The sequence below is a fragment of the Desulfosarcina widdelii genome (assembly GCF_009688965.1).
GTDB lineage: Bacteria > Desulfobacterota > Desulfobacteria > Desulfobacterales > Desulfosarcinaceae > Desulfosarcina > Desulfosarcina widdelii.
The window spans coordinates 6,925,001-6,950,970 of the sequence record NZ_AP021875.1 but is presented as its reverse complement, the minus strand read 5'-3'; the positions used below and the strand labels follow the sequence as shown (position 1 = coordinate 6,950,970).

The following is a 25,970-nucleotide window of genomic DNA, read 5'->3' as shown; positions in this document are numbered from 1 at the left end:
GCGCACGCAGTGAACCCCTATCGCTATCTATAAAAATTTGAAAATAGTGGATTCCCACCTGCGCGGGAATGACATGTCTGGTGACTTTTTTCGAGACTGCCAATCTTGATTTTTTGGTTGACAAGACACCGATCTTGATTTAAACGTTTGTTTAGATCAATTGTTTTAAACATTTGTTTTAATTTTTCCAGAAGCGGAGATTGTTATGGCCATTCATACCGAGGACACGTCCGTAAAAGCGAAAATCCTGGATGCCGCCGGTGACGTGTTCGGCTGCATGGGCTACAAGGCGGCCACGATCCGCGAAATCTGCCGTACGGCCGGCGTCAACGTGGCAGCCATCAACTACCATTTCGGCGGCAAGAAGGAACTCTACCGCACGGTGGTCACCGAACTCATTTCCCGAACCTTCAACCTTTACCCCCTCGACGAGGGCGTTGACAGTCGGTCCGATCCCGAGACACGCCTGCGGGCCTTTGTCCGCGGCACGCTCATGCGCCTGATAGCCCCCGGTGGTCTTTCCGGCTATCCGGGCAAAGGGCAGTTGGTGGCCCGCGAACTGGCCGATCCATCCATATTTTTAAACGACATGGTGGACGAATTCATCCGGCCGGCCGCTGCCGTACTAAGCGGTATCGTTGCCGAAATTCTCGGCCCTGACGCAACCGTCCAGGACATCATGCGCTGCCAGATCAGTGTCATCGGGCAGTGTTTTCACTACGCCATGGCCCGGCCTATCGTCTCACGGCTGACCGCCATGGATTTTTCGGACGCCGGCCTCATCGACGGTCTTGCCGATCATATCACCCGCTTCTCTCTGGCCGGCATCGAGGCAGCACGCCGTTCGATTTCCGATCCGGTTGCCATGGACGTTCCATCCAGCCCGGATAATGGAGGCAAAGTATGAAAAAAAAGCTGCTCATCATCGTTCCCTTGGCAGCGATTCTGCTGACCATCGTTTTCTGGCATCTTTTTCTCGCGTCGAAAAATGGGACCGAATCCATTGCGCTGTCCGGCAACATCGACGTGACCCAGGTCGACCTGGCTTTTAAAATTCCCGGCCGCCTAAGCCGCCGTCTGGTGGAGGAAGGGGACAATGTGGCAAGCGGTCAGCGGATGGCTATGCTGGACGATACGGACCAGCGGCTGCAGCTTCAAAAAGCCCTCGCCGACATGGACTTTGCCTCGGCCGTACTGGCCGAACTCGAAGCCGGCAGCCGCCCCGATGAGATCCGGCAGGCCAAGGCGGCCGTTCAGCAGGCCCGCTTCAACCTGAGCGAACTGCAAAACGGCAGCCGCGACCAGGAGATCGCCGAAGCCGAAGCGGACCTGGCGCGAGCCATGGCAGACGAACGAACGGCCAAGAGCCTGTTGAACCTGGCCAAAAACGATTTTTCCCGCTACGAGGCCGTTTTCGCCGATGGCGGTATCAGCCGTCAGGCCTTCGAAACTTACCGAACCAACCTGGATTCTGCCACCAACGCTGCCGCGGCAGCGGCCTCGCGGCGACAGGCAGCCGAGCAGCGATTGAGCCTGCGCCGTGAAGGCAGCCGAAAAGAACGCATCCGGCAGGCCCGTTCTGCGCTAGTTCAGGCCGAGGCGGCCTACGCCCTGGTGAAAGCCGGCCCCCGCCAGGAAGCCGTCGACCAGGCCCGGGCCAAAAAACAGGCCGCCGGCGCTGCCTTGGCTGTGGCCCGGCAGCAGTTGGCCGAGACGGAGCTTTTCGCTTCCTTCGACGGTGTAGTGCTGAGCACATCGGCCGAACCGGGCAGCTACCTGAATCCAGGCAGTCCGGTGCTTACCGTTGGCGACATCGCCAACGTCTGGTTGCGGGCCTTTGCTTCCGAAACCGAACTGGGCCGCATCCGCCTGAACCAGGAGGCCGAGGTAACTGTCGATGCCTATCCGGACCGATCCTGGAAAGGCCGGATCAGCTATATCAGCAGCGCGGCCGAATTCACACCCCGCTCGGTCCAGACCACCGAAGAGCGCACCAACCTGGTCTACCGGATCAAAATTCAGCTCAGCAACCCGGACAGCGCCCTCAAACCGGGCATGCCGGCCGATGCGGTCATCGAGGCAGCGCAATGAGCCATGCTGCTGCGGTCGTCCAGGCCACCGGCGTCCGCCGTATGTTTGGCGAACTGAAGGCGGTGGATGGAATTTCCCTTTCAGTGGCGCAAGGCGAAATCGTCGGACTGGTGGGGCCGGACGGCGCCGGAAAAACCACCACCCTGCGCATGCTGGCCGGTCTTTTGGACCCTTCCGATGGAGAAATCGAGGTGGCCGGCTGCCGTCTGCCGGAGGAAAGCGGCGCGGTCAAAACCCATCTGGCTTATATGAGTCAACGCTTCGGTTTATATCCGGACCTGACGGTGAACGAAAACATCAATTTTTATGCCGACCTCTATGGCGTAAACCGGCGGGAGCGTGAAGACCGCCTGGACGAGCTGCTCGATTTCTCCTACATGCGGCCTTTCCGCAAACGCCTGGCGGGTAACCTCTCAGGCGGCATGAAACAAAAGCTCCAGTTGATCTGCGCCCTGATTCACACCCCGGAAGTCCTTCTTCTGGACGAGCCCACCAACGGTGTGGACCCGGTCAGCCGCCGCGACTTCTGGCGCATTCTCTACCGCATGCTGGCCTCCGGAGTGGCCATTCTGGTCAGCACTGCCTACCTGGACGAGGCCGAGCGCTGCAACCGGATCGCCCTGATGGATCAGGGGCGTCTATTGGCCCAGGGCAAGCCCGAGGATGTACGCCGCTCAATGCCCCAACGCCTTGTGGCGCTGCACAGTGCAAGCAGCCGCAAGGCGGCCCGCATCCTGCAGGAGCAATTGGCCGGGGCGACCAGCGTGGATCTTTTCGGAGACAGTGTGCACATCGTCTGCCGCGACCCGGAGACGATCATTGGGACAACCCGACGGATACTGGAAACAGCCCATATCCCCATCAAGGACCTCAAACCGGTTGACCCCAGCCTGGAAGACGTTTTCGTGGCTATGGTAAAACCCGACGAGAAGACCTCGTCCCCCGGCAGCCCCGGCTCGCCGCTTTCCCCCGGGGACGACGCTGCCGGTACTGCCGACGATATTGCCGTCCGGATCGACGGTCTGACGCGGAAGTTCGGCGATTTCGTTGCCGTGGACCGCCTGGACCTGACCGTATCGACCGGCGAGATTTTTGGGTTTTTGGGGCCCAACGGCGCCGGCAAAAGCACCACCATTCGCATGCTCTGCGGTCTGCTCAGCCCGTCTGCCGGCAGCGGTCATGTGGCCGGTTTCGATATTGCCACCCAGGCCGAGGTCATCAAGCAGAAAATCGGCTACATGAGCCAGAAATTCTCCCTCTACGAGGATCTGACCGTCTCGGAAAACATCGCCTTTTACGGAGGCATTTACGGGCTGGACGGTGAGCGACTGGCCGAGCGCCGGGCCTGGGCTATCCACATGGCCGGGCTCGAAGGCCGCGAAAGCCAGCCTACACGGCTTCTGGCCGGGGGCTGGAAACAGCGCCTGTCCCTGGCCTGCGCCATCCTGCACCGCCCGCCGATCATCTTTCTGGACGAACCCACCAGCGGGGTCGATCCGTTGAGCCGCAGGCGCTTCTGGGATTTGATCTACGATATGGCCGGACGAGGCCGGACGGTTTTCGTCACCACCCACTACATGGAAGAAGCCGAGTACTGCGACCGTGTGGCCCTGATCTACCGGGGCCGTATGATTGCATTAGGCTCGCCGCGGCAGCTTAAGGAGAAACTGGTGGAAGAAACCATTCTCGATCTGCGCTGTGCCAACCCCCAGGATCTCATGGACGATCTGGCCGCCGTCGAAGGAGTCCGGGATGTGGCCCTGTTCGGCGCCGGCCTGCACCTCAAGGTGGACGACGCCGAAACGGTGACCATTCGTATTCGGGAGATTGCCGAGCGCCTGGGAATCGTCGATATGACCATCGCCCCTGTCCCCCCTTCCATGGAGGACGTCTTCGTCTCACTGATCGAAAAAGAGGACCGTCAAAATGGTAACCACCGGTAATCTCATCTCAATCAAAGGGGCGCACTGTGAATAAGCAGCGTCTTATAGCCGTGGTCCGCAAGGAGTTCATTCACATTCTGCGGGACTGGCGCAGCCTGGTGCTGGCCATCGCCATTCCCATGCTCCTGATCGCCCTGTTCGGCTACGCCCTGACCATGGACCTCAAGCATGTACCCACGGCGATCCGGGATCAGTCGCGCACCGCCGAAAGCCGTCAACTGATCAGTCTTTTGGAAGGGTCGGCCTATTTTTCCATCGACCGGTATACTGACGACCCGGCTACACTCGCCAACTGGCTTGACGCCGGCAAGATCATGGTGGCCCTGACCCTCCCGGCCGATTTCGCCGACCGTATCCGCGCCGGGCGGCCGGTGTCGGTCCAGGCCCTCATCGACGGGGCCGACGCCAACAACGCGTCGCTGGCCGCCGGCTACCTGGAAGCCATCGGCCTGATCTACAATCGCGGTCTTACTGTTGCCGGAAGTTACCGATCCGGGATATCGGGAACGGTCAACCTGGAACCGCGGGCCTGGTACAACCCGGAAATGGAAAGCCGTAACGTGATCATTCCCGGGATCATCGCCTTGGTGATGGTGGTCATCGCCGCCATGCTCACCAGTGTCACCATCGCCCGGGAATGGGAGACCGGCACCATGGAACAACTCATCAGCACCCCCATCCGGGTTCCCGAATTGGTTATCGGAAAGGTCGTGCCCTATTTCGTCATCGGCCTGATCGACGTGGCCATCGCCGTAGCCATGGGACGCTGGATTTTCGATGTTCCGCTGCGCGGCAGCCCGGCGCTGCTGTTTCTTTCGGCGTCGGTTTTTCTCACAGGTGCCCTGTTTCTGGGGCTTCTGCTCAGCATCAACCTCAAGAGCCAGGTGCTGGCCAACCAGCTCGCCCTGTTCACCGGATACCTGCCCACCCTTTTGCTCTCGGGCTTCGTTTTCGGCATTTACAACATGCCGACGGCGATCCAGGCGATCACCTTCATCGTACCGGCCCGCTACTTCATTGCGCTGCTCAAGGGGATTTTCCTCAAGGGCATCGGATTGGAGGTGTTGGGGCTCAACATGATTCTGTTGACGGTCTACGCCGCCGTCATGGTTCTACTATGCCACCGTAAAATGAAACTGAAACTGTGACGGGGCCGTCGAACTATTCAACTTTGGAGAACGGACGGAAATGATTCTTCGTATCCGCCAAATCCTTTTCAAGGAATTTTTGCAGATGTTCCGGGACGTGCGCATGCGTCTGGTGGTACTGGCCATGCCCCTGGTGCAGATGACGGTGCTGGCCTTTGCTCTGACCACCGATGTGAAAAACATCGCCACAGTGGTGGTCGATCCGGACAATACGCCCCAAAGCCGCCTGCTGGTGGCCGAATTCACCGGCGGCACCTACTTTACCGTCACGCACAGGCTGGCCACCGACAAAGGAGTTCGCAGGTTTCTGGACGCCGGACAAGCGCGGGCGGTCCTGCGCATTCCCCAGCACTTTGCCGCGGATCTGCGAGCGGGCAGATCGGTAACCGTCCAGCTTCTGGTGGACGGCACCCTGAGCAACGATGCGGCCATCACCCTTAACTATGCCAACCGGGCCGTGGCCAGCTTCAACCGGCGCATGTCCGCCGAATTTGCCGTCCCGGCGGCCGGTTCCGAATCACCGTTGGATCTACGCGTCAGGGCTTGGTACAACCCCAACCTGGAGAGCAAATACTATTATGTTCCCGGCCTGATCGCCGTCATGCTGATTCTGATCGGCCTGGTGCTCACATCCATGGCCATCGTGCGCGAAAAGGAGATCGGTACCATCGAGCAGGTGATGGTCACCCCGATCCGACGACTGGAGTTCATTTTAGGCAAAACCCTGCCTTTTCTGATTACCGGCATGGTCACGATGACGATGATGTTCATCATCGCCCGCCTGATATTCGGCATTTCCATCGAGGGCAGCCTGTTTCTCTTGTACCTGTCGGCCACCATTTACATCCTCGGAAATCTCGGGCTGGCCCTTTTGGTGAGCGTTACGGCCCACACCCAGCAACAGGCCCTGTTAACCGCCTTTTTCATCCTGGTGCCGGCAATTCTGCTCAGCGGTTTTATCTTTCCCATCCGCAACATGCCGGAAGTCATCCAGTGGCTGACCGTGCTCAACCCCATGCGCTGGTTTTTGCAGGTCCTTCACGGCATCGTCGTCAAAGGCGTCGGCATCCGCACCTTGTGGCCGAGCATGGGGATCCAGGCCATGCTGGCCGCCGCGTTTCTCACGCTGGCGGTGACACGTTTCAAGAAAACGTTGAACTAGAGGAAAACACCATGAAATACTACTGGCTCACCATCCTTATCTTGCTGGTCGCCATCGACGGTTGGGCCGCCGCACCGCTGACCATCGATGACGCCGTCCGCGAAGCCCTTGCCAGCAGCCCGGAGATTCATGAAGGCGAGGCTTACCGCCAAGCGGCCGAATTCGCCACGCACGCGACCCGGGCCGACTTCCTCCCGCGCATTTCGGCAGCCTACAGCTATCAGAACCTGGCCGAGTCGCCCTATATCAATATCACCGGCACACCGGTGGTCACCAACACCCGCGACCAGCACCACTGGGAAATCGCCCTGCGGCAGCCGATTTTCTCGGGGTTCGCCATCAGTGCGCGCCACCGTCTGGCCCAACTAGGGCTCTCAAACCGGACACTTGACTTGCAGCAGGCCAGACAGAAGGTCATCGTGCAGGTCAAACAGGGATGCTTCGATCTTCTCGTCGCCGAAAAAAAGCTGGAGGTGTCAGCCGGCAGCGTAGCCGCGCTGACGGCCCATGAGACCGACGTAGAAAAGTTTTACGCCAACGGGCTGGTGCCTTTGAACGATCTGCTCAAGGCCCAAGTTGCCCGGGGCGACGCCGTTTTGCAGCAGCATCGGACCCAGGCCGCCGTGCGGCAGGCACGTTCGGCCTTGTGCCTGCAACTGGGTCGGGAGTTCGATGCCGACCTCGAGATCGCCGAGGCTATCCCGGCCATCATCCCCTTGCCGAAACTCGACGACCAGGTCGAAGGGGCCATGGCGAACCGATGCGAAATCGCTCTGATAGAACAGGCCATCGAGTCTAAAAGCAGCGAGCAGCGGGTCGTAAAGAGCGACTACTATCCCCATGTTGAGCTGTTCGGCCGGTACCAGCAAGATGGCGAAGATGTGGGGGCGCGCACCAATGAGTACGCCAACCAGCACAATGCCAGCGTGGGCGTCCAGGCAAGCTGGGACATTTTCACCTTCGGTAAAACGCGGTCCCGCAGCGCCGAGGCGGCGGCCGAACAGCGGGCCCTGGAACAGACACTGGAAAAAATCCGCGACGACATCCGGCTGCAGGTCGTGCAGGCACGTCTCGATCTGGACGTGGCACAAGGCAACATCGACACGGCCAGGACAGCCCTGAATCAGGCTAAAGAGCACTGGCGGATCACCGACCGCCTCTACCGGCAGCAGTTGACCACCACCACGGAAGTGCTCGATGCACGCAGCTACCTCGACCGCGCCCAAAGCGCGTATCATGAAGCGCAGTACGGTTACGGTTCGGCGTTGGCGCGGTTGGAATGGGCGATGGGCAGCAGCGAACCATGAATTTTAAATCTCAAATTTGAATTTTATTTTGTGGAGTTGACGCTCAGGCGAGGGGCGTGTAAGCTCGGCCACGTAAAACCATTAACCATTTTTTGATGGAATCGTAAAAAGTCGCATTTCCGACCACCTCGTAAAAAGGCCGAGATCAAGGCTTGCTAATCCTGAGAAATGAGGCGTACTTACTAAAGATACGTCGCAGTGACAAAGGATGAAGCGTAACGCCGATATCGGCCTTTTTACGAGGCCGTCAATTCTTGAAAGCGAATCGCTATGCAAGGTTTCATAACCTGGTGGCAGCACCTGCCCGAGCACATGGATCCGGTCATTTTCCAAATCGGCTCCTTCCGGTTGCAGTATTATGGGCTGATGTATATCGTGGCCTTTGTCATCGCCTATGCGCTGGCCTATCGCCGCATCCGCAGGGAAAGCGGTTTCGGAATCGATGCGGATCAGCTTCAGGGGCTCATGACGGCCATGATCGTCGGGCTGGTCATCGGCGGCCGCCTGGGGTACGTGCTGTTCTATAACTTTTCCTACTACCTTCACCACCCGCTGGAAATCGTCCTGCCTTTTGAGTTCTCCAACGGTTTCAGATTTACCGGTATCACCGGCATGTCCTATCATGGAGGGCTTATCGGAGGGCTTATCGGAGGCGGGTTTTTCGTACACAAAAACCGTCTAGATTTTCTCCGGATGGCGGATCTCATCTTCCCCTGCGTTCCTTTGGGCTACACGTTTGGTAGGCTGGGCAACTTCATCAACGGCGAGCTTTATGGAAGGGTGACCGAACATCCCATCGGCATGTTTTTTCCCCTGGCTCCGGGGCCCGGCCGCCGGCATCCCTCCCAGTTGTACGAGGCCTTTTTCGAGGGAATCGTTCTTTTCGTCTTCCTGTGGGCCGTCAAAGGGCGATTTAAGACCCGGGGAGCCATGCTTGCCATCTATCTGATGGGCTATGGCCTGGTGCGTTTCTTCATCGAATACGCCCGGCAGCCCGATGCTCACCTGGGCTTTGTTTTTCTCTCCTTTTCCATGGGGCAGATGCTGTGTCTGGCGATGATCCTGGCCGGTGGTGCACTGCTGGCGGTTCTTGGCAGGCGCTCACATCCAGGTGCTTAAGGGATAACAGCCTCCAACACCCGCCCCCGCGAGGTAAAAGAAATCCCCTGCTGGGTCTTGGTGCTGATCATCACCGACTCGATGAGCGGTTCCGCCACCGGGTGTTCCGACCGCCACTGAATGATAAATTTAGCTCCCGATCCACCGCTTTTGTCCGATTCGGGCACCACATAGCGCAAGGTGGCCATGGCGCCCAAAGAGATGGGTTGCTCGAGGTAATGTTTCAGGAATTTGCCGTCCGAGTCGTAGTAGTCCACCGCAGTAATAATAACCCCGTGGTTTCGGTCTGTATTGCGGATACTTAGAGTGGCGGCCAGGTAAAAGGGCCGTTCCCGGTCGCCGCTGTAAATATGGGAGTAAACCGGCACGTAAACGGTCTGACCCTTGAAAAGAGACATTTTCGCGGTGGCCGGGCGGATGGGGCCGCCAAAAACTATAGCCAAGGACACAACCAAAAAAGCCAGGATGAAACCTGGGGTAAAATATCGGGCCATCTCATTCTCCCTTATGTCACCTTATGTCAATTAATAGATACGATCCTTTTCATTCACCCTTCTTGACCTTGTCCTTCAACTCCCGCCAGGTTTCAAGGCGCCCGGCAATCATCTTCTCGTATCCCCGGTCGGTGGGGAAGTAAAACCGCTGGCCGGCGATGGCCTCGGGCAGGTGTTCCTGAACGGCATAGCCGTCCTTGAAGTCATGGGCATAGCGATACCCCTTGCCGTACCCCATGTCCTTCATCAAACGGGTGGGGGCATTGCGGATGTGCAGGGGAACCGCCAAAGCGCCTTTGTCCCTGGCTGCCGCGCCAGCCGCTTTCCAGGCCTGGTAAACGCTGTTGCTTTTGGGCGCCGTAGCCAGATAGACGGCGGCCTGGGCCAGCGCCAGTTCTCCTTCAGGGTGACCCAGAAACCGGAAAGCCTCCACGGCGCCCAGGGCGATCCGAAGGGCAAAGGGATCGGCATTGCCCACGTCCTCGGAAGCAAAACGAACCATGCGCCGAGCCACATACAGGGGGTCCTCCCCCGCTTCAATCATACGGGCAAGCCAGTACAATGACGCATCGGGGTCACTGCCCCGCATGCTTTTATGAAAGGCGGAAATCAGATTGAAATGCTCCTCGCCGCCTTTGTCGTACATCAAGGCCTTTTTCTGGATGGCGTTTTCGACATGTTCCAGTGTGATCGTCCGCCGGCCATCCGCAGCAGGCGGCGACTCGGCCACGGCCAGGGAGACGGCCACCTCCAGATTGTTGAGGGCCGTGCGGGCATCGCCGCAGGCCATGCCGACCAAATGCTCGCGCGCATCGTCGGCCAGCGCCAGATTCCAGTCGCCAAGCCCGGCAGCCTTGTCCGCCAGAGCCCTGTCGAGCACCCGGCCCAGGGAGTTTTCGTCAAGGGAATTCAGGGTAATCACCCGGCAGCGGGAAAGCAGGGCCGAGATCACTTCGAAAGAAGGATTTTCCGTGGTCGCGCCGATGAGGGTGATCAGGCCGGATTCCACATGGTGCAGAAAAGCGTCCTGCTGGGCTTTGTTAAAGCGATGGATTTCGTCCACGAACAGGACGGTTCGCCTGCGTTTAAACTGAAGCTGCTTGCGGGCTTCATCGATGACCTCCCGGATCTGTTTGACACCGGAAAGCACCGCTGAGAAATGAATGAAATGGGAACTGGTTTCGTGGGCGACGATCCGGGCCAGGGTAGTCTTACCGCAGCCCGGCGGCCCCCACAGAATCATGGAGAAAATCCGGTCGTTTTCGATGGCGTGCCGGACCAGGCTGCCCGGGCCGGTGACCGACTCCTGGCCGTGCAGGTCGTCCAGACGTTGGGGACGCATGCGATCGGCCAAGGGGCGTTGGTGGTCAGTGACGGCTTGGGCCTGTTGATCGAAAAGCTCCATCTATCTTTTTTCCCGCCGTTTTCGCTTGCCTTTGATCGGTGTGCGCTTCTTGTTTAAAAAAGCGGGATTTTTCCCGGTACGCTGGCGCAGCAGCATCCGCAGGGGGATCTTGTCCAAACCGAAGGCGTCGCGGATCTGGTTCACCAGGTAGCGTTGATAGGAAAAATGCACCGCTTCGGGAAAGCTGACAAAGCTGACAAAAGTAGGCGGCTTTGAGGAGACTTGGGTGGCATAGTAGAATTTAAGGCGCTTACCCTTGTGCAGCGGCGGTGGCGTGCGCTCCAGGGCCTTTTCCATGACCTTGTTGAGTTGGCCCGTGGTAACACGAAAATCGTACTGGTTGTATACGGCATCCACCAGGGAAAAAATCTTCGGGACCCGCTGCCCGGTCAGGGCCGATACAGTCAGAACCGGCGCAAAGCTCAAAAACTTGGCAGCCATGCGCAGATCGTCGGTCATGCGCCTTAGAGCTTTGCCGTCCCGATTGTCCACCAGGTCCCATTTGTTGAGCAGAAAGATGGCCCCGCAGCCCCGGTCCTGGGCGTATCCGGCCACCCGCACATCCTGGTCTGAAATCCCCTGTTCGGCATCGATGACGATCAGAGCCACGTCACAGCGCTCCAGGCTGCGCAGGGCTTTGATGATGGAGAACTTCTCCAAACGCATGGAAACCTTGCCCTTGCGTCGGATACCGGCAGTGTCCACCAGCACATAGTGCCGGTTCTCCCGGATAAAGACGGAGTCGATGGCATCACGTGTGGTGCCGGCCATTTCGCTGACCACCAGCCGCTGCTCCCCGAGGATGGCATTGATCAGGGAAGACTTGCCGGCATTGGGCTTGCCCACCACCGCAATGCGGATGGCATCGGGGTGCGCATCCGATTCTTCGTCGCCAGGAAACGTTGCGGTAAGCGCATCCATGAAATCGGATATTCCGTAGCCATGCTCGGCGGAAACGGGAAAAAGCGTTTCGATGCCCAGCCCGTAAAATTCGGCCATATTCTTTTCCTGGCCTTCACCGTCGATCTTGTTGACCACGAAATGGGCCGGTTTGTCCACGGTGCGCAACGTGTGGATCAGGTCGGCATCGAAGGGCGAAACGCCCCCTTTGCCGTCGAGCACCAAAACGACGGCATCGGCGTCTGCGATGGCCTGGGTCACCTGCCGCCGGATATGCGGGGCAAACGGATCGTCGTCCCCCTCGGCAAAACCGCCGGTGTCCACCAGGGTGAACAATTTGTCGTTCCAGCGGGCATCGCCGAAGATGCGGTCCCGGGTCACACCGGGCAGGTCGTCCACGATGGCATCGCGGGATCGGGTGATCCGGTTGAACAGGGTGGATTTGCCCACGTTGGGGCGGCCGACAATGGCAACGATGGGTTTCATGATGGGTTTCCGATTATTAGCACTCCCGGTTCGACAACCGGTAGCAATCAATCCTTAGAACTTTCACTTTGCACCTTTCATCTTTGAGCTTCAAAAGCTATATCCCAGGAGGGAATTCGGTGTCAAACATCCGTTGGATGAAGCTATTGATCCTATCCAGATAACCGTGGTAAGTAGCTTTTCTGCATTCAGGTTTAAGGCGCACGGGTATGCCGGCCCCTTTTCCCGAAGCAGTTGAAAATCAACCGCAAAAACAAGCAGCGCTTCGAAAGGAGTTCCCATGCCGGATCTGGCCTATTTAAACGGAAAAATCATGCCCATTGGAAAGGCCACGGTGCCCATTGAGGACCGGGGCTACCAATTCGGAGACGGGATTTATGAATTTGTCGCCAGCTACGCGGGCCGCCTGTTCATGCTGGAAGAGCATCTGGACCGCCTGGAACGTTCCATGGGGGAACTGACCTTCGATGCCATTGCCCGGGAAGACATCAAAAAAGCCATACTGGAACTGTTCGAACAATCCGGCTACCCGCGGGCGGGCATCTATATCCAAATCTCTAGAGGAGTCGCCCCCCGCAACCATGCCTTTTCTCGCGGAATGTCACCGCAATTCGTCATGACCATCCGAGCGGTCAAAGAACTGCCGAAATCCTTGCGGGAAAATGGCGCCCGCGCCATAACCGTGAAGGACCTTCGCTGGGGGCGCTGCGATATCAAATCCGTTCAATTGGTGCCCAACTGCCTGGCCAAGCAGAAGGCGCTCGATGCAGGCTGCGATGACGCCATTTTCGTATCGGACCAGAATGTCGTCCGGGAAGGCACCAGTTCGAATCTGTTCATCGTCTCCGACGGGCGCTTGATCACCCATCCGCTGACCCACAATATTCTTCCGGGAATCACCCGGCTGGCGATTCTGGGGATCTGTCATTCCGCCGGTATAGAAGTCCAGGAGTCGTTTTTCGGGATAGAGGAACTGTATGGCGCCGACGAGGTTTTTCTCACCGGAACCATTACCGAGGTGCTCCCGATTGTCCGCATCGACGATAAGCCCATCGGAGATGCAGCGGTGGGACCCATCACCCGCCGTCTGTATGCTCTTTTACGGGAAAAGGCGCTTGCGGATACGCCCGCGTAAGGTTTGCTATTTTGGTTCTACAAAAGTTGATGAGATCGTAAAAAGTCATTTCCCTCATCTTTTCGTCATTCCGGCGCAGGCCGGAATCCATTCATTTCAATGGCTTCTGGATGCCGGATCAAGCCCGGCATGACGACCCTGCCACTTTTTACGAGACCGTCAAATTTGGCGAAAAGAATTCAATTCCGCCGTGGCCTGCTGGAAATGATGATCCGCACCAAGCTTGTCGAACAAAGCCACACTCTGTCTGATCAATGGCTCGGCCAGGTCGTACTGCCGCCTATATTTGTAAAGCCGTCCCAAATCCAGACATGCCTGGGCTTTCACGCCCAGGGCCTCGATCCGGTCAGCCAACCGGATGGCTGTTTTGAAATGGTATTCCGCTTTCCCGGATGCCATCGGGAGGTGCAAGATGAGAAAAGGCAGATTTCTCAGCATTGCCCACCCGGCCATTTTCCCCTGGCGCAAGGCCAGCTTCAAGTAAATACTGCCCAGAATGAAATGAAACGTCTGGGCATGGTAAACCTTTCCTTCGGCAAGCGATCGTTTGATATGCTTCCGGATGGCGCGGACGCCGAACCAGAGATGCCCCCTGGCTACCTCGACAACGCTGGAAAGCGCCGTCGCTGAAGTACCGATGTATTCATAGCCGGACGAATCGCAAAAACGTGTAATCTCGTCTAAATTTTCCTTCGCCCGTGAAACGTCGTCCAGAGAAAGATAGGCGTAAGACATCAAAAAACGGGCGTTGAACGTGTACAAGGGGTCGGTCGAACAGTCGATGGCTTTCAGACAGAATTCGATGGCGCCGTGATAATCGCCGGCAGCGAAACGCCCCATGCCGTGGGCCAGATAGCCTTCGGAGATGCTGTTCATATCGCCTGCGTTTTCTCCATAGGCCACAAGGCGCTCAGCCAGATGGCGGCATTGCCGGCAATCCCCTTTAAACCATTGGGCAATGGCCGTCCCCGTTAGAACGAATCGCACCAGATCCTGATCCAATTCGAACGACCATTTTGGATCTTCGGTTTCAAAAAAGCGTGATGCCTTTTCGGCCCTGGCGGCAAAAACCAGGGCCTCGTCAAGCCGTCCCAGGTCGGTACAGGTCCATATGAGACAAGCGCAGGAATAAGCGATGACCTCGTAATTATGAATCCGTTCTCCGATCATCAGAGCTTCCATAAGGCATTGGCGGGAACGATTGAGTTGCTCGCGCCGCTGATGCGCCCATCCCAGGCACGCAAGATACATCCCCTTGAGACGCGGATCGACATTCTCCATGGCTTCGGATTCGTGCCGTTTCATCAAAGCCAGCGCATCGGTGTAGCGCCCGCGCATGTTGAAAACGAAAAACCACTCCAGGAGCAGTTCCACAGTGCGTCGGGATGCGTCTTCAAGCAGGCGATCCCTGTCCATCAGCATCCGGTAGGCTTTTTCGTAATAGTTGTGAGACTCGATAACCGCGGACTTTTTGAATCCCTTTCGTCCGGACTGCTGCAGATAGGCAATGGCCTTGTGCATGGAATGGCCGTTGCTGAAGTGGTATGCCAGCGTTTCGCAAAGGGCCTCGATCCGATCGGGGCTGACGATTTCCAAAACGTGGGCAATCTTCTCGTGCAAATCTCTTCGCTGCCGTTTCAACAGGCTTTTGTAGGCCACCTCCTGAATCAATGCATGCTTGAAACGGTATCGATTTTCACCCACCGCATCCTTTCGAATCAACCCCAGCGATTTGAGAAGAACCAGGCTTCGATCAACATGCGTCGGTTCGGCGGAAACCTGTTTCAGGATGACCGATGAGAACTCTCGGCCAATGACCGAGGCCTCTTGGAGGATCTGCCGGGTGGATTCCCCCAGCCGATCCAGCCTGGCCGCGATTACAGCGGAAATTCCGGAAGAAAAAGCGGTATCGCCGATCTCCCCGCTGATTTCCCAGTGACCCCCCTTTTTAACCAGCGTGCCTGCATCGACAAGCGAGTTGATCGCCTCTTCCAGGAAAAACGGGTTTCCACTGAGCTGATCGGATATGAACCCCAGCAACCGGGAAGGGACCTGCTCGGATCGCAAAAGAGATCGTGCCATCTCTTCGCTCTTTTCGGGCGGCAGGTCTTCGAGACGAATGAGCTGTCTGTGATAATATTCACAGGACAACTGGCCGGGACCGAAATCCGTAGCTTCGGGGCGATAGCTGATCAGGAAAAATACGGGCAGATACGCCTCGTTAATCACGTTTTTGAGCAGCTCAACCGTAGACGGATCGGCCCAATGCAGATCTTCGATACAAATGATGGTCGTTCCGATTCCGGCCTGCCTTTCGATCATGCGGACCAGGGTTTGTCTCAGTTGTATTTTCCAGGATTCGGGAGGGATGTAGGGAGCATTGTCACCAGAAAGGGTGAACAACTGCTCGACAATTTGAAAACGTGCCCCGGTCGTATCCCCAATAGTGGCCAGTTCGTCGGTTAATTTTCTGCGTACTTCATCCTGGGAATCTTCGTCACGGACATCGATCGCTCTTTTCAGCAAATCGATGATCGGCAGGTAGGGCACGTTCCGGGAAAAAGCGTAGGCGTTGCCCTGGAGCCATCGAATCGATTTTCCGTGCAACGTCTTTTTAAATTCCCAGATCAAACGGCTTTTCCCGGTCCCGGCCTCGCCTTCCAGCAGCACGCAGCCCCCGTCGCCTCGCATCACCATGGCCAGTTGCCGGCGAAGGCTTTCCATCGGACCGCTGCGCCCCACGAGTCGGGCATTCAACCCCCGCACGCGCCTGATCTTGTCGGGCCGTTCCAAAGATTTGACAACGCGATGGGCCTTAATGGGCTCGAAGGTTTTGCCGCCGGCCCTGCATTCGCGTGTTTCGAATTCATAAAATCCAGACGTCGCGGACATGGTGCCGGATCCCACGAGAATCTCACCGGTTGCCGCCAGATCCGTCAACATCGATGCCCGATTCACCGTATCGCCGGTCAGGCCGTGCCGCCCGGACTTCAAATCGGCTTTTCCGGTGACCACCAGGCCTGTTGCGATGCCGGAATGCATGGCCAGGGGTTTTTCCAGATTTCTTTTGAAGCGGCCGGTCATTTTAGGCACCGTGTGGTGGATCTCCATGGCCGCCCGAATCGCCCGAACGGGATCGTCTTCATGGGTCTGCGGGATGCCGAAAACCGCCAGCACCTCATCTCCGATAATCCGGTCGATGTATCCTTCGTATCGGACAATGATGCTCACGATCTCTTTGAACACGAGGTTCATCATCTCGCGGACATCCTCCGGGTCCATGCGCTCACAAAGATTGGAGTACCCGGAAAGATCGGAGAAAAGAACGGTTACCCATTTGCGTTGACCGAAGCCCGCATGGTCAGGCGGGCTGTCGGCAGGAACCGGCATCGGCGGCCGGGCCTTATCGAAGGCTTGGGTGGAAAAAGAGGACGATTCGGGAGAAGAATCCAGTGGTTGGCCGCAAGCGCAGCAGAATTTGCTGGCAGGACGATTGACCGTTTTGCAGTGCCCGCACACAGCGCCCAGCACAAAGCCGCAAGCCTTGCAGGTGAAAGCGCCGGTTTCAATAGGATTTAGGCATTCGGGACACTTCATAACGGGCGCCTGCAATCGGGTTAGGTTGAAAGCCGTTTTCTCGGAAGGGATCGGGCTACCGCCAGCCAGGCTTTAGTCGTCCACAAACACGCGCGGAACCCGCCTGGAAACCCCACAGGTCAGCTCGTAGGGAATCGATCCCATGGCTTCGGCAACATCGAGGGCCTGTATTCGGGCGTTTTCCGATTCGCCCCAGATCAAAACCGGGTCGCCCACGGAAATTGGGTCGTCTCCCACATCCACCATGATCTGGTCCATGGTAATGGTTCCCACCACCGGGTAGCGTCGGCCGGCGATGCCGACCTGAAGGCGTTCTGTCAAATGGCGCCGCACGCCGTCGGCATACCCGATGGGAAGCACGGCGATGGTGGTTTCCCTGTCGGTCTTCCACCGACAGCCGTAGCTCACATTGTGTCCGGGGGGCAGACGTCTCGTATGGGCGACCAGGGTCTCCAGGTTCATGACTTGCTTTAAAGGGATGGACCGCGAGGTTTCTTTGGACGGATAGTGGCCGTACAGGATGATCCCGCATCGACAGGCATTGAAATAGCTTTGCGGCATATCCAGAACGGCCCCGCTGTTGGCCATGTGCACAACAGGCGGCAACACTTTCTTGGCTTCCAGTTGCGATATCAAGGCGGTAAAATGAAACAACTGCTGCCTGGCGTAGGTTTTATCGGTCTCGTCGGCCGTTGCAAAATGGCTGTACATCCCCTCCCAAATGCAGCGCCGAGAGCGTGCCAGGCGGTCAAGAAATTGTGGTACCCGGTCCGGCATCACACCGACGCGCCCCATGCCGGTCTCGAAGTTGACATGAACAACTGCCTGTTGGCTTCCGGAAGTTTTTTCGATCCAGTCGATGTCTTCTTCGCCGAAAAGGGTGATTCGAAAGCCCGCCCGGATGGCTTCCGACAACTCGTCGGCCATGATGCGGCCAAAAATGAGGATCGGGATACCAATGCCGCTTTCCCGAAGTTCCATAGCCTCTCGATATTGGGCCACGGCCAGGAAATCGGCGCCTTCGTCGACCAGGCACCGGGAAACCGGGATAGCGCCGTGTCCGTAAGCATCGGCCTTTACCACGGGAATCAGGCGGGCCGGGGCAATCTTCTTGCAAATTTCACGATAGTTGCATCGAAGTCGATTCAAATGGATACGGGCGCAGGCGGGAAAAGTCATGATCGTTTTCCGAATCGAAGGGTTCCAGGGCTTTTAAGGGCAACACCTCAGTGCAGAATCTGACTCAAAAATAACTTGGTGCGATCATGCTGGGGATTGTCGAAAAACTCCTGGGGGCTGTTCTCCTCGACGATGCGGCCGTAGTCCATGAACAGCACCCGGTGGGCGACGCTTTTGGCAAACCCCATTTCGTGGGTGACCACCAGCATGGTCATCCCCTCCTGGGCCAGGCTGATCATGACGTCGAGGACCTCCTTGACCATCTCCGGATCCAGGGCAGAAGTGGGCTCGTCGAAAAGCATTACGTTGGGCTTCATACACAGACTCCGGGCGATGGCCACCCGCTGCTGCTGTCCGCCCGAGAGTTGGCCGGGGAACTTTTTGGCCTGTTCGGCGATGTGCACTTTCTCCAGGTAGTACATGGCCGTCTCTTCGGCCTCTTTCTTCGGGGTTTTTCTCACCCAGATCGGTCCCAGGGTAAGGTTGTCCAGGATGGTGAGGTGGGGAAACAGATTGAAATGCTGAAACACCATGCCCACTTCCGCCCGAATCTTTTCGATGTTTTTCAGGTCGTTGGTCAGTTCGGTGCCATCGACGATGATCTTTCCCCGCTGGTGCTCCTCCAGACGGTTGATGCATCGGATCAGCGTGGATTTCCCCGATCCGGAAGGACCGCAGATAACAATCCGCTCTCCGCGGGCAACCTCCAGGTTCACTTCCTGAAGGACATGGAAATCGCCGAACCACTTGTGCATGTTGACGATTTGGATGATGGTGTCGTTTGCTTTGATACCGTTGTCGATGGCTTCGGTTGTTTCAGTCATGTCAAAAACCTGATTGTTGTTTATAACCCCGTATCCAACTCTTTTTCCAATCTGCGACTATAGTTGGACATAAAATAGCAGCAGAAGAAATAGATAATCGCCAGAAAAATATACGCTTCGGCCGAAAATCCCATCCATTTGGGATCGGAAAGGACCGATTTGGTGGTTTTCAGCAAATCGTAGAGGGCGATGATCACCACCAGGGAAGTGTCCTTGAAGGCCGAAATGAGAATACTGACCGAGGGTGGAATGACGATTTTCAGGGCCTGGGGCAAAACAATCAGGCGCATGGTCTGAACGTAGTTCAGCCCCAAAGACTCGGCCGCTTCGTACTGGCCCTTGGGTATGGCCTGCAATCCGCCGCGGACGACTTCGGCGATGTAAGCCGCCGTGAACAAGATGATGGCGACTTGAGCCCGCAGAATTTTGTTCACCGTGACCCCCTCGGGAAGAAACAAGGGGAAAATCACCGAAGACATGAAAAGCAGGCTGATCAGGGGAACGCCGCGGATCATTTCGATATAGACAATACACAGGCTTTTTACCGCCTTCATTCTTGAAGCCCGACCCAATGCCAACACCACCCCCAGCGGATAGGCCGCCGTCAGGCCGAAAACCGACAACAGCAGCGTCAGGGGAAGTCCGCCCCACTGGGTGCTTTCCACCACTGGCATGCCAAAAAGGCCGCCGCGCAGCAAAAGTCCCATCACCGCCAGGGCGGCCAGCCACCCCCATCCCAATGCCTTGTTCCAGCGGTTGCGATCGCGGCTGTAAAAGAGCAACGCAACCAGAATCACCATGGCCAGAAGCGGCCGCCATTGCAGATCGTGGGGATAAAAACCGAAAATGATAAACCTGAAATTGGCGGATATCACCGACCAGCAGGCCCCCTGCCCATCCTGGCAGCCGGCACCCGAAGGCAGCCAATGGGCATTAACCAAGGCCCATCTGACAAAGGGAGGAACGATCTGGAACATCAAACCCAGAATGATGATCGTGAGGACCGAATTGAACCATCCGTTGAAAAGGTTGCGCTTGCACCACCCCACCACACCAACCGATGACACCGGCGGTTTGATCTGATCGATACTTTCGTCGTAGGTATGAACGGTCATCTCTCAACCAATGCCATTTTCTTGTTGTACCAGTTCATGAAGGCCGAAGTGAGCAGGCTGAAACACAGATAAACCGCCATGATCAGAGCAACGCCCTCAATGGCCTGGCCCGTCTGATTGATGGTGGTATTGGCCACCGAAACGAAGTCGGGATAACCGATGGCGACCGCCAACGAACTGTTTTTGGTCAGATTGAGCATCTGACTGGTAAGGGGAGGAATGATCACCCGAAGGGCCTGGGGAAGAATCACCAGACTCAGCACGCGTCCTTGCCTGAGTCCCAGGGATCTGGCCGCCTCGGTCTGGCCTCTGTTCACCGACTGGATGCCGGCCCGCACGATCTCGGCCACAAAGGCCGCCGTATAAAGCACCAGTCCAAAAAGCAGAGCGGCAAACTCCGGGCTGACACTCATCCCCCCCTGGAAATTGAACCCGCGCAGCTGGGGAACATCCATGGCTACCGGTGCACCGCCCAGCATCCAGACGATCAGCGGCAAACCCAGCAGCAGACCCAGCGAACACCAGAAAATCGGAAAAGGCTTGCCGGTTTTATACAAGCGCTGCAGGGCCCACCTGCGCATCAGGTAAACCGCGATGCAGGCAACGATAAAGGCCCACCCCATCCACCCCCAGACTGGGTGGTCTGCGGGCACCGCGAAGATCATCCCGCGATTGCACAAAAACAGGCCGCTGAAAGGATTAAGGGCCTGGCGCGGCGACGGCAGCATCTCGTAGAAGAAGGCATACCAGAAAAATAGCTGCAGCAGCACGGGAATATCCTGAAGAACCTCTATGTAGATGCCCGCCAGTCGAGAAACCAGCCAGTTGGATGAAAGCCGGGCAATACCGACCAGGGTTCCTAAAAGTACTGTCAGAACAATGCCGATAAAGGATACTTTGAGGGTGTTGAGCACGCCGACAATCAAAGCGCGTGCGTAATTGTCCGCCGCCGAATAGGAAATGAGGGATTCGCCGATTTCAAACGAACTCTCTTTTTCGAGAAAGCCGAAACCGGTGGCGATGGATTGGCGTTCTAAATTGTTCAGGGTATTATACATCAGGTAGTAGCCCAGTGCGGCTACCATAAGCACCACCCCCACCTGGTAGATCAGGGATCGCTTGGCGGGATCGTTGAGCAGGGGTATTTTTTCATCTCCGGGGGGGACAGTCTGCATCCTGTTATGGCTCGAGGTTGCGTGCCGCCGGGCGCGCCGATAAGCAAAGGCGCACCCGGCTGCAAATTATAGGAAGTCGCGCCGGCGCACAGCAGTTTGCCAAAGGTGGGTATCAACATCGACCGCACCCCGGTGCTGCAGGCCTGCGCGGTAACCTTGCGGATTACTTAAACGGGGGAGAATACATCAGACCACCGTCGGTCCAAAGCGCATTGAGACCGCGTTCGATCTTGAGAGGGGTATTTTTACCCACGTTGCGTTCGAACACTTCGCCGTAGTTGCCCACCTGTTTGATGATGTTGTAGGCAAATTTCTCGTCCAGACCAAGGGCTTTGCCATTTCCGGGGCTGACCCCCAGGAAGCGCTGAACCTTGGGGTCCTTGCTGTTGAGCATCTCGTCAACGTTTTTAGAGGTGATCCCCAGTTCCTCGGCATTGATCATGGCCAACACGGAAAAGTTGACGATATCGTACCACTGGTCGTCGCCATGGCGCACCGCCGGGGCAAGGGGCTCTTTGGAGATGATTTCGGGCAGGATGATGTAGTCGTCCGGATTGGGGGCGACTGCCCGGGTGCCGGCCAGTTGGGAGGCATCCGAAGTTAGGCAGTCGCAACGCCCGGCAAAGAAGGTCTTGGCCAGTTCGGCCGTGTTTTCAATCACCACGGGTTTCATCTTCATCCCGTTGGCACGGAAGTAGTCGGCCACGTTGAGTTCCGTGGTGGTGCCTGGCAGCACGCAGACCGCCGCGCCGTCCAGTTCCTTGGCGCTTTTGACACCCAAAGACTTGGGCACCAGAAATCCCTGCCCGTCGTAGTAGTTGACCTGTGCAAAATTGAGTCCCAGCGCCGTTTCACGACTCAGCGTCCGGGTGGCGTTGCGGCACAGCACGTCGATTTCGCCGGACTGCAAAGCCGTAAAGCGGGTAACGGCCGTCAAGGGCGTATATTTGACTTTGTTGGCATCGCCGAACACGGCAGCGGCGATGGCCCGGCCGGTATCCACATCCAAGCCCTTCCAGACGCCCTTTTCGTCCGGCTTACCAAAACCGAAAAGATCTCCGTTGACCCCAACCTGTACGAACCCCTTGGCCTTGACATCGTCCAAGGTACCGGCCGAGGCGGAACCGATCAGTGCGAATACGGCAAAAATGGCAAAAACAATACAAAATCGTTTCATCACATCCTCCTCCATCAATCGGTTAGTATAACTGCGGACCGGTAGCGGTCCATGGAAACACTGCTGTTTTTCATTGCCAAAGGCAGGAATCGTCAATCGTAAAGCGATACCACGGAAACTTTAGTTTTGGCAAGTGCATTCACAGACGGAGTGGACTCAAATTCAAAAGGTCCGCCGTCGGATATGGACGTTGATCCTTCGCAGCATTGACAAAGAAGTTGCTGTCGGGTAGGCAACATAAGAACGGACTCTTTCTCTTCACACCACAAGGGGGAACCATGGTCGCACAGCATTTCAAACCAGGCTTGAGGATAGCCGTTTTGCTCCTGGTATCCTTGAGTTTTTTCTCATGTGCCAAAAAATCCTATATTGATGTAGATTACCAGTTGCCTGCAGTTGAGGATACGCTTGCCGGCCGGACGGTTTTCGTCGAAACCCGCGACACCAGAACGGACACCCAAATTTTCAATGCGCGGGCCCAGGAAAAATTCAAATACTTTACCGGGCTGTTTGCCCTGGCGCTAATGCTTCCGGACGACCAGCAAAAAATGTTGGGGGCCTATGAATTGCCCCTGCTTTTCGAAACGGCCCTTAAGCAGCGGCTGCAGAAACTGGGCGTGGAAACGGCTGGCGAGCCAGCCCGCGATGTCCCCGTATTCCAGATAAAAATCGATCGGTTTCACATCAAATTAGTCGGCCAGAAATGGATGGCGGACGTGAGTTATGAGGCCAGCTTGACCAAGGATTCCCTTCTGATCGCCCGCGAGGTGGTTTCCGGAAGCGCTGAACGGGTGAAAATCATGGGCAGCGGGGGTGCGGAAAAGGTGATCGGCGAGATCTTCACCGAAATGATCAACCGCCTGAATATCGAACGCCTGTTCGCCCAGGCCAAGCTGTAAGCGTCACTCGATCCCGTAAAGCTTCATCTTGCTCAATAGCGAAGGGTGGCTGATCTCCAACATGTTGGCCGCATGGGTTCGATTGCCGTCCGTGGCGGCCAGCGCCTTGCGAATCAACCGATCTTCCAGTTTCGCCCGGGCGACTTTCAGTGAAAATCCCTCATCGTAATCTACTTGAGAATCCGGGTCTTCCGATCCGGAAGATCCCAATGAGAAGTTATGGGGTTCGAGCGTCGCGCTGTCGGCGAGCACCATGGCCCGTTCGATGGCATTTTCCAGTTCGCGCACATTTCCGGGCCAGTTGTGTTTCATCAAAATGGCCATGGCCGCAGCGGAAATATTTTTAATGCCGCTGCCCAAAGAATCGTTCAACCGGGTAATAAAAAACCGGCACAGCAGTGGAATATCGTCTACACGATTGCGCAGGGGCGGCAATTCAATGGGGACGACATTGAGCCGGTAAAAGAGGTCTTCCCTGAAATTTCCGTTGGCGATCTCCGATTCCAGATCCTTCGATGTCGCCGCGATGACCCGGACATTTACGGTCGTGGACTTATTGCCTCCGACCGGGCGGACTTCGCTTTCCTGAAGCACCCGAAGCAGCTTGGGCTGAAGGGAGACGGGTATATCGCCAATTTCATCGAGAAACAGGGTTCCGCCTTCGGCAATCTCGAACAGCCCTTTTTTATCCTTGTCGGCACCGGTGAATGCACCCTTCACATGACCGAACAGCTCGCTCTCAATCAGACTTTCCGGAATGGATGCGCAGTTGACCGGAACCATGGGGCTGGATTGCCGCTCGCTTTGGCGATGAATGCCCTGAGCCACCAGTTCCTTGCCTGTGCCACTCTCACCGGTAATCAACACGGTACTGTCGAAACGGGCCACTTTCAACGCCATGGAAAAAACACCCTGCATGGCCGTACTTTTCCCCACCATATTGCCGAAAGTGAGGTCGCCGCCGATTCTCCGTATTCGTTTTTTGAGCTCCAGGTTCTCTCTTTTTAGACGCTCGCGCTCCTCCGCCTTCTTGATCGTCAGACGGATCTCCTCATTTTTGAACGGTTTGGAGATAAAATCATAGGCGCCCAGTTTCATGGCTTCGATGGCTATGTCGATACTTCCGTATGCGGACATCATAATGACCGTGCTGGACAAAAGTCGATCACCGGCGGCCTTCAAAAATTCCATGCCGTTCATTTGCGGCATTTTCACATCACAAAGGATGAAATCGAAGGAATTGCGATCGATTTCGGCAAGCCCCCGAGCACCATCGCTGGCGGTACTGACCGCATATCCATAACGCTTGAGCATTGTTTGCAGCATATGCCGCATGTTCTCTTCGTCATCGACGATCAATATTTTTTTTTGCTTTTCTTTCATATTCACCTGCCGATTGGCCCGCAAGCGCGATCTTTTGGATCGACAAGGGGTAATCTCACCCGAAAGAGCGTCCCCTCTTTTTCGCCACTGGATGCGGAGATCGTTCCACCCAGTTTCTCGATAATCATGAAAGAGACGCTGAGTCCCAAGCCCGTGCCATCCCCCGGCTGCTTCGTAGTAAAAAAAGGATCGAAAATATGGTTCAGGTCGGAAGGTTTGATGCCGGGGCCGTTGTCCTGAATCTGGATTTCGATCATCTTTTTGCTATCCTTTCCGCAAGATCCGTTTTCATCCATGGGACAATGGGTGACCAGTTGGATCCGCGGTGCGGAAGGCTGCTTAGAATTGATCGCATCCACAGCGTTGAGCAGAATATTCAAAAACACCTGCCGCAAACGTTCCGGATCGGCAACGACACGATCTTCGCCAGCGTCGAATCGGGTTTCAAAAACGATCCCGTTGGCGGATGGCTGGTAGGAAAACACCGAAACGAGTTCCTCCAGCAACGGGTGGATCGCAATTTGTTTGGATTCGTTGGAGGAAGTCCGGGTCATGTCCAATAGCTGCCGGATGATATGGTTGATGCGCGTAATCTCATCTTCCGATCGGCGAATAAAGTCGTTTTGTTCGTCCCGGGTCAGATCCGTCTGTTTCATCAAATCCAGGTACCCCAGGACAATTCCGATGGGATTTCCAATCTCGTGGGCAATGCCTGACGTCAAACGCCCCACCGTTGCCAGTTTCTCTGCACGGATGACATCGCTTTGAGCTTTTTGAAGCTCCAGATTGGCCATCTTCAGAGAGCCAATGGTTTCTTTCAAAACGCCCTTGTCTTTAGAAATCCGTTGCAGCATCTTGTTCAAGGAAGTGGAGAGGATTGAAAATTCATTATCCTCCTTACGAACGGCGAAAAAAAGCGGGTCTTCATCGGTATAGGTTTCTGCACGCTTAGCCAGGCGTTGCAACGGTCTGAAATAAACGCGTGACAACTGTCGATTTCCGATCAGCGCAAAAAAGCAACTGCTAATCACCACGAAAACAAAGGCGATCTTCTGGACCCTTCGGAAATCCTGGTAGATGACCGTAAGCGGACTTTCTAGGCCACCGGCAGCCAGGATTCGGCCATTTTCTTTGACGGCAAAGGTAGCAATAACCGACTCATGTCGCAAAAAAAGCAAACCGAAAGTTTTGCCGGTCTTTTGCGTAACCGGTTGGCCGGACTTGAGCGTTGAAAGGACCGCAGTTCTCAGCTCTTGATCATCGGATACAAAATCGTTTTTCTCTGTTCGCGATGCCTCTGCCAGAATAAAAAGAAAACGCTCTTCCTTTTTAAACGCGCTGCTGCCCCGCTTCGCCTCAATGGCTTGTTCGAAATCCCCGGAATGAATTAAGTTTTCACAGGCGATCTGCAGAAAAATCCGCTTCTGTTCC

The 25,970-nt window shown here is 56.4% G+C and carries 20 protein-coding genes (1 of these 20 cut by a window edge); 9 read left to right on the top strand and 11 right to left on the bottom strand.

All coding sequences use genetic code 11. The features are described 5' to 3' along the window. Positions 1–205 precede the first annotated feature (205 nt). The 7 genes from GN111_RS31715 to lgt all read left to right on the top strand — a co-directional run bounded on the left by GN111_RS31715 (position 206) and on the right by lgt (position 8,770). The gene (locus tag GN111_RS31715; RefSeq protein ID WP_155307583.1) at positions 206–907 is read left to right on the top strand and encodes a CerR family C-terminal domain-containing protein; all 702 of its coding nucleotides are present in this window, start codon (positions 206–208) and stop codon (positions 905–907) included. Beyond that, the gene (locus GN111_RS31710) at positions 904–2,091 is read left to right on the top strand and encodes an HlyD family secretion protein (RefSeq protein WP_155307582.1); all 1,188 of its coding nucleotides are present in this window, start codon (positions 904–906) and stop codon (positions 2,089–2,091) included. The genes GN111_RS31715 and GN111_RS31710 overlap by 4 nt, the downstream gene beginning before the upstream one ends. Then, positions 2,088–4,034 (top strand): ATP-binding cassette domain-containing protein, encoded by a 1,947-nt coding sequence (locus GN111_RS31705; protein WP_155307581.1) that lies wholly within the window; start codon positions 2,088–2,090, stop codon positions 4,032–4,034. Before GN111_RS31710 ends, GN111_RS31705 begins: the two co-directional genes overlap by 4 nt. Before the next feature lie 26 nt (positions 4,035–4,060). Next, entirely contained in the window at positions 4,061–5,182 is a 1,122-nt protein-coding gene (locus tag GN111_RS31700) for an ABC transporter permease (RefSeq protein ID WP_155307580.1), read from the top strand. Positions 5,183–5,222: 40 nt separating this feature from the next. After that, positions 5,223–6,344, top strand: coding sequence for an ABC transporter permease (locus GN111_RS31695; protein WP_155307579.1), 1,122 nt, complete (start codon positions 5,223–5,225; stop codon positions 6,342–6,344). A gap of 11 nt (positions 6,345–6,355) precedes the next feature. Further along, positions 6,356–7,651, top strand: coding sequence for a TolC family protein (locus GN111_RS31690; protein WP_155307578.1), 1,296 nt, complete (start codon positions 6,356–6,358; stop codon positions 7,649–7,651). A 270-nt stretch (positions 7,652–7,921) separates the two neighbouring features. Beyond that, positions 7,922–8,770, top strand: coding sequence for a prolipoprotein diacylglyceryl transferase (gene lgt, locus GN111_RS31685; RefSeq protein WP_155307577.1), 849 nt, complete (start codon positions 7,922–7,924; stop codon positions 8,768–8,770). Here the strand turns inward: lgt and GN111_RS31680 are convergent. The 3 genes from GN111_RS31680 to der form a co-directional block, all read right to left on the bottom strand. Beyond that, positions 8,767–9,219 carry a DUF3124 domain-containing protein gene (locus GN111_RS31680; RefSeq protein WP_435050937.1) on the bottom strand — a complete coding sequence of 151 codons (453 nt, stop codon included), beginning with the start codon at positions 9,217–9,219 and terminating at the stop codon, positions 8,767–8,769. The genes lgt and GN111_RS31680 overlap by 4 nt on opposite strands. 94 nt (positions 9,220–9,313) lie before the next feature. After that, a complete protein-coding gene (locus GN111_RS31675; RefSeq protein ID WP_155307575.1) occupies positions 9,314–10,669 on the bottom strand; it encodes a replication-associated recombination protein A in 1,356 nt (451 codons plus the stop codon). Next, positions 10,670–12,055 (bottom strand): ribosome biogenesis GTPase Der, encoded by a 1,386-nt coding sequence (gene der / locus GN111_RS31670; protein WP_155307574.1) that lies wholly within the window; start codon positions 12,053–12,055, stop codon positions 10,670–10,672. A 280-nt stretch (positions 12,056–12,335) separates the two neighbouring features. Between der and GN111_RS31665 the strand changes: the two genes are divergently transcribed. Beyond that, positions 12,336–13,190 (top strand): D-amino acid aminotransferase, encoded by an 855-nt coding sequence (locus tag GN111_RS31665; protein WP_155307573.1) that lies wholly within the window; start codon positions 12,336–12,338, stop codon positions 13,188–13,190. Positions 13,191–13,349: 159 nt separating this feature from the next. On the opposite strand, the gene GN111_RS31660 is transcribed toward GN111_RS31665, so the two are convergent. The 6 genes from GN111_RS31660 to GN111_RS31635 all read right to left on the bottom strand — a co-directional run bounded on the left by GN111_RS31660 (position 13,350) and on the right by GN111_RS31635 (position 22,257). Next, the gene (locus GN111_RS31660; protein WP_155307572.1) at positions 13,350–16,787 is read right to left on the bottom strand and encodes an AAA family ATPase; all 3,438 of its coding nucleotides are present in this window, start codon (positions 16,785–16,787) and stop codon (positions 13,350–13,352) included. A 72-nt stretch (positions 16,788–16,859) separates the two neighbouring features. Further along, the gene (gene alr, locus GN111_RS31655) at positions 16,860–17,966 is read right to left on the bottom strand and encodes an alanine racemase (protein ID WP_155307571.1); all 1,107 of its coding nucleotides are present in this window, start codon (positions 17,964–17,966) and stop codon (positions 16,860–16,862) included. 47 nt (positions 17,967–18,013) lie between these two features. After that, positions 18,014–18,790, bottom strand: a complete 777-nt coding sequence (locus GN111_RS31650; RefSeq protein ID WP_155307570.1) for an amino acid ABC transporter ATP-binding protein — start codon at positions 18,788–18,790, stop codon at positions 18,014–18,016. 20 nt (positions 18,791–18,810) lie between these two features. After that, positions 18,811–19,905, bottom strand: a complete 1,095-nt coding sequence (locus GN111_RS31645) for an amino acid ABC transporter permease (RefSeq protein ID WP_155307569.1) — start codon at positions 19,903–19,905, stop codon at positions 18,811–18,813. Continuing rightward, positions 19,902–21,080, bottom strand: coding sequence for an amino acid ABC transporter permease (locus GN111_RS31640; protein ID WP_155307568.1), 1,179 nt, complete (start codon positions 21,078–21,080; stop codon positions 19,902–19,904). The genes GN111_RS31645 and GN111_RS31640 overlap by 4 nt, the downstream gene beginning before the upstream one ends. Before the next feature lie 163 nt (positions 21,081–21,243). Continuing rightward, positions 21,244–22,257, bottom strand: coding sequence for an amino acid ABC transporter substrate-binding protein (locus GN111_RS31635; protein ID WP_155307567.1), 1,014 nt, complete (start codon positions 22,255–22,257; stop codon positions 21,244–21,246). A gap of 278 nt (positions 22,258–22,535) precedes the next feature. On the opposite strand from GN111_RS31635, the gene GN111_RS31630 reads away from it, so the two are divergent. Next, positions 22,536–23,156 (top strand): hypothetical protein, encoded by a 621-nt coding sequence (locus GN111_RS31630; protein ID WP_155307566.1) that lies wholly within the window; start codon positions 22,536–22,538, stop codon positions 23,154–23,156. Positions 23,157–23,159: 3 nt separating this feature from the next. Here the strand turns inward: GN111_RS31630 and GN111_RS31625 are convergent, their stop codons facing one another. Together GN111_RS31625 and GN111_RS31620 are read right to left on the bottom strand one after the other, a co-directional pair. Continuing rightward, a complete protein-coding gene (locus GN111_RS31625) occupies positions 23,160–24,539 on the bottom strand; it encodes a sigma-54-dependent transcriptional regulator (protein ID WP_155307565.1) in 1,380 nt (459 codons plus the stop codon). 2 nt (positions 24,540–24,541) lie between these two features. Then, a protein-coding gene (locus GN111_RS31620; RefSeq protein WP_170302552.1) for a sensor histidine kinase crosses the window boundary here: on the bottom strand, positions 24,542–25,970 show its 3' portion. 38 nt of this gene lie beyond the right edge of the window; 1,429 of the gene's 1,467 nt are visible here — the last part of the coding sequence; its start codon lies off the right edge, out of view; it ends in the stop codon at positions 24,542–24,544.

What these genes read in the sequence shown, in the direction of transcription:
- GN111_RS31645 (WP_155307569.1), bottom strand. Translation starts at nt 19,905, where the DNA reads ATGACCGTTCATACCTACGACGAAAGTATCGATCAGATCAAACCGCCG.
- lgt (WP_155307577.1), top strand. Translation starts at nt 7,922, where the DNA reads ATGCAAGGTTTCATAACCTGGTGGCAGCACCTGCCCGAGCACATGGAT.
- der (WP_155307574.1), bottom strand. Translation starts at nt 12,055, where the DNA reads ATGAAACCCATCGTTGCCATTGTCGGCCGCCCCAACGTGGGCAAATCC.
- GN111_RS31675 (WP_155307575.1), bottom strand. Translation starts at nt 10,669, where the DNA reads ATGGAGCTTTTCGATCAACAGGCCCAAGCCGTCACTGACCACCAACGC.
- GN111_RS31715 (WP_155307583.1), top strand. Translation starts at nt 206, where the DNA reads ATGGCCATTCATACCGAGGACACGTCCGTAAAAGCGAAAATCCTGGAT.
- GN111_RS31625 (WP_155307565.1), bottom strand. Translation starts at nt 24,539, where the DNA reads ATGAAAGAAAAGCAAAAAAAAATATTGATCGTCGATGACGAAGAGAAC.
- GN111_RS31665 (WP_155307573.1), top strand. Translation starts at nt 12,336, where the DNA reads ATGCCGGATCTGGCCTATTTAAACGGAAAAATCATGCCCATTGGAAAG.
- GN111_RS31630 (WP_155307566.1), top strand. Translation starts at nt 22,536, where the DNA reads ATGGTCGCACAGCATTTCAAACCAGGCTTGAGGATAGCCGTTTTGCTC.
- GN111_RS31690 (WP_155307578.1), top strand. Translation starts at nt 6,356, where the DNA reads ATGAAATACTACTGGCTCACCATCCTTATCTTGCTGGTCGCCATCGAC.
- GN111_RS31705 (WP_155307581.1), top strand. Translation starts at nt 2,088, where the DNA reads ATGAGCCATGCTGCTGCGGTCGTCCAGGCCACCGGCGTCCGCCGTATG.
- GN111_RS31640 (WP_155307568.1), bottom strand. Translation starts at nt 21,080, where the DNA reads ATGCAGACTGTCCCCCCCGGAGATGAAAAAATACCCCTGCTCAACGAT.
- GN111_RS31660 (WP_155307572.1), bottom strand. Translation starts at nt 16,787, where the DNA reads ATGAAGTGTCCCGAATGCCTAAATCCTATTGAAACCGGCGCTTTCACC.
- alr (WP_155307571.1), bottom strand. Translation starts at nt 17,966, where the DNA reads ATGACTTTTCCCGCCTGCGCCCGTATCCATTTGAATCGACTTCGATGC.
- GN111_RS31635 (WP_155307567.1), bottom strand. Translation starts at nt 22,257, where the DNA reads ATGAAACGATTTTGTATTGTTTTTGCCATTTTTGCCGTATTCGCACTG.
- GN111_RS31695 (WP_155307579.1), top strand. Translation starts at nt 5,223, where the DNA reads ATGATTCTTCGTATCCGCCAAATCCTTTTCAAGGAATTTTTGCAGATG.
- GN111_RS31710 (WP_155307582.1), top strand. Translation starts at nt 904, where the DNA reads ATGAAAAAAAAGCTGCTCATCATCGTTCCCTTGGCAGCGATTCTGCTG.
- GN111_RS31650 (WP_155307570.1), bottom strand. Translation starts at nt 18,790, where the DNA reads ATGACTGAAACAACCGAAGCCATCGACAACGGTATCAAAGCAAACGAC.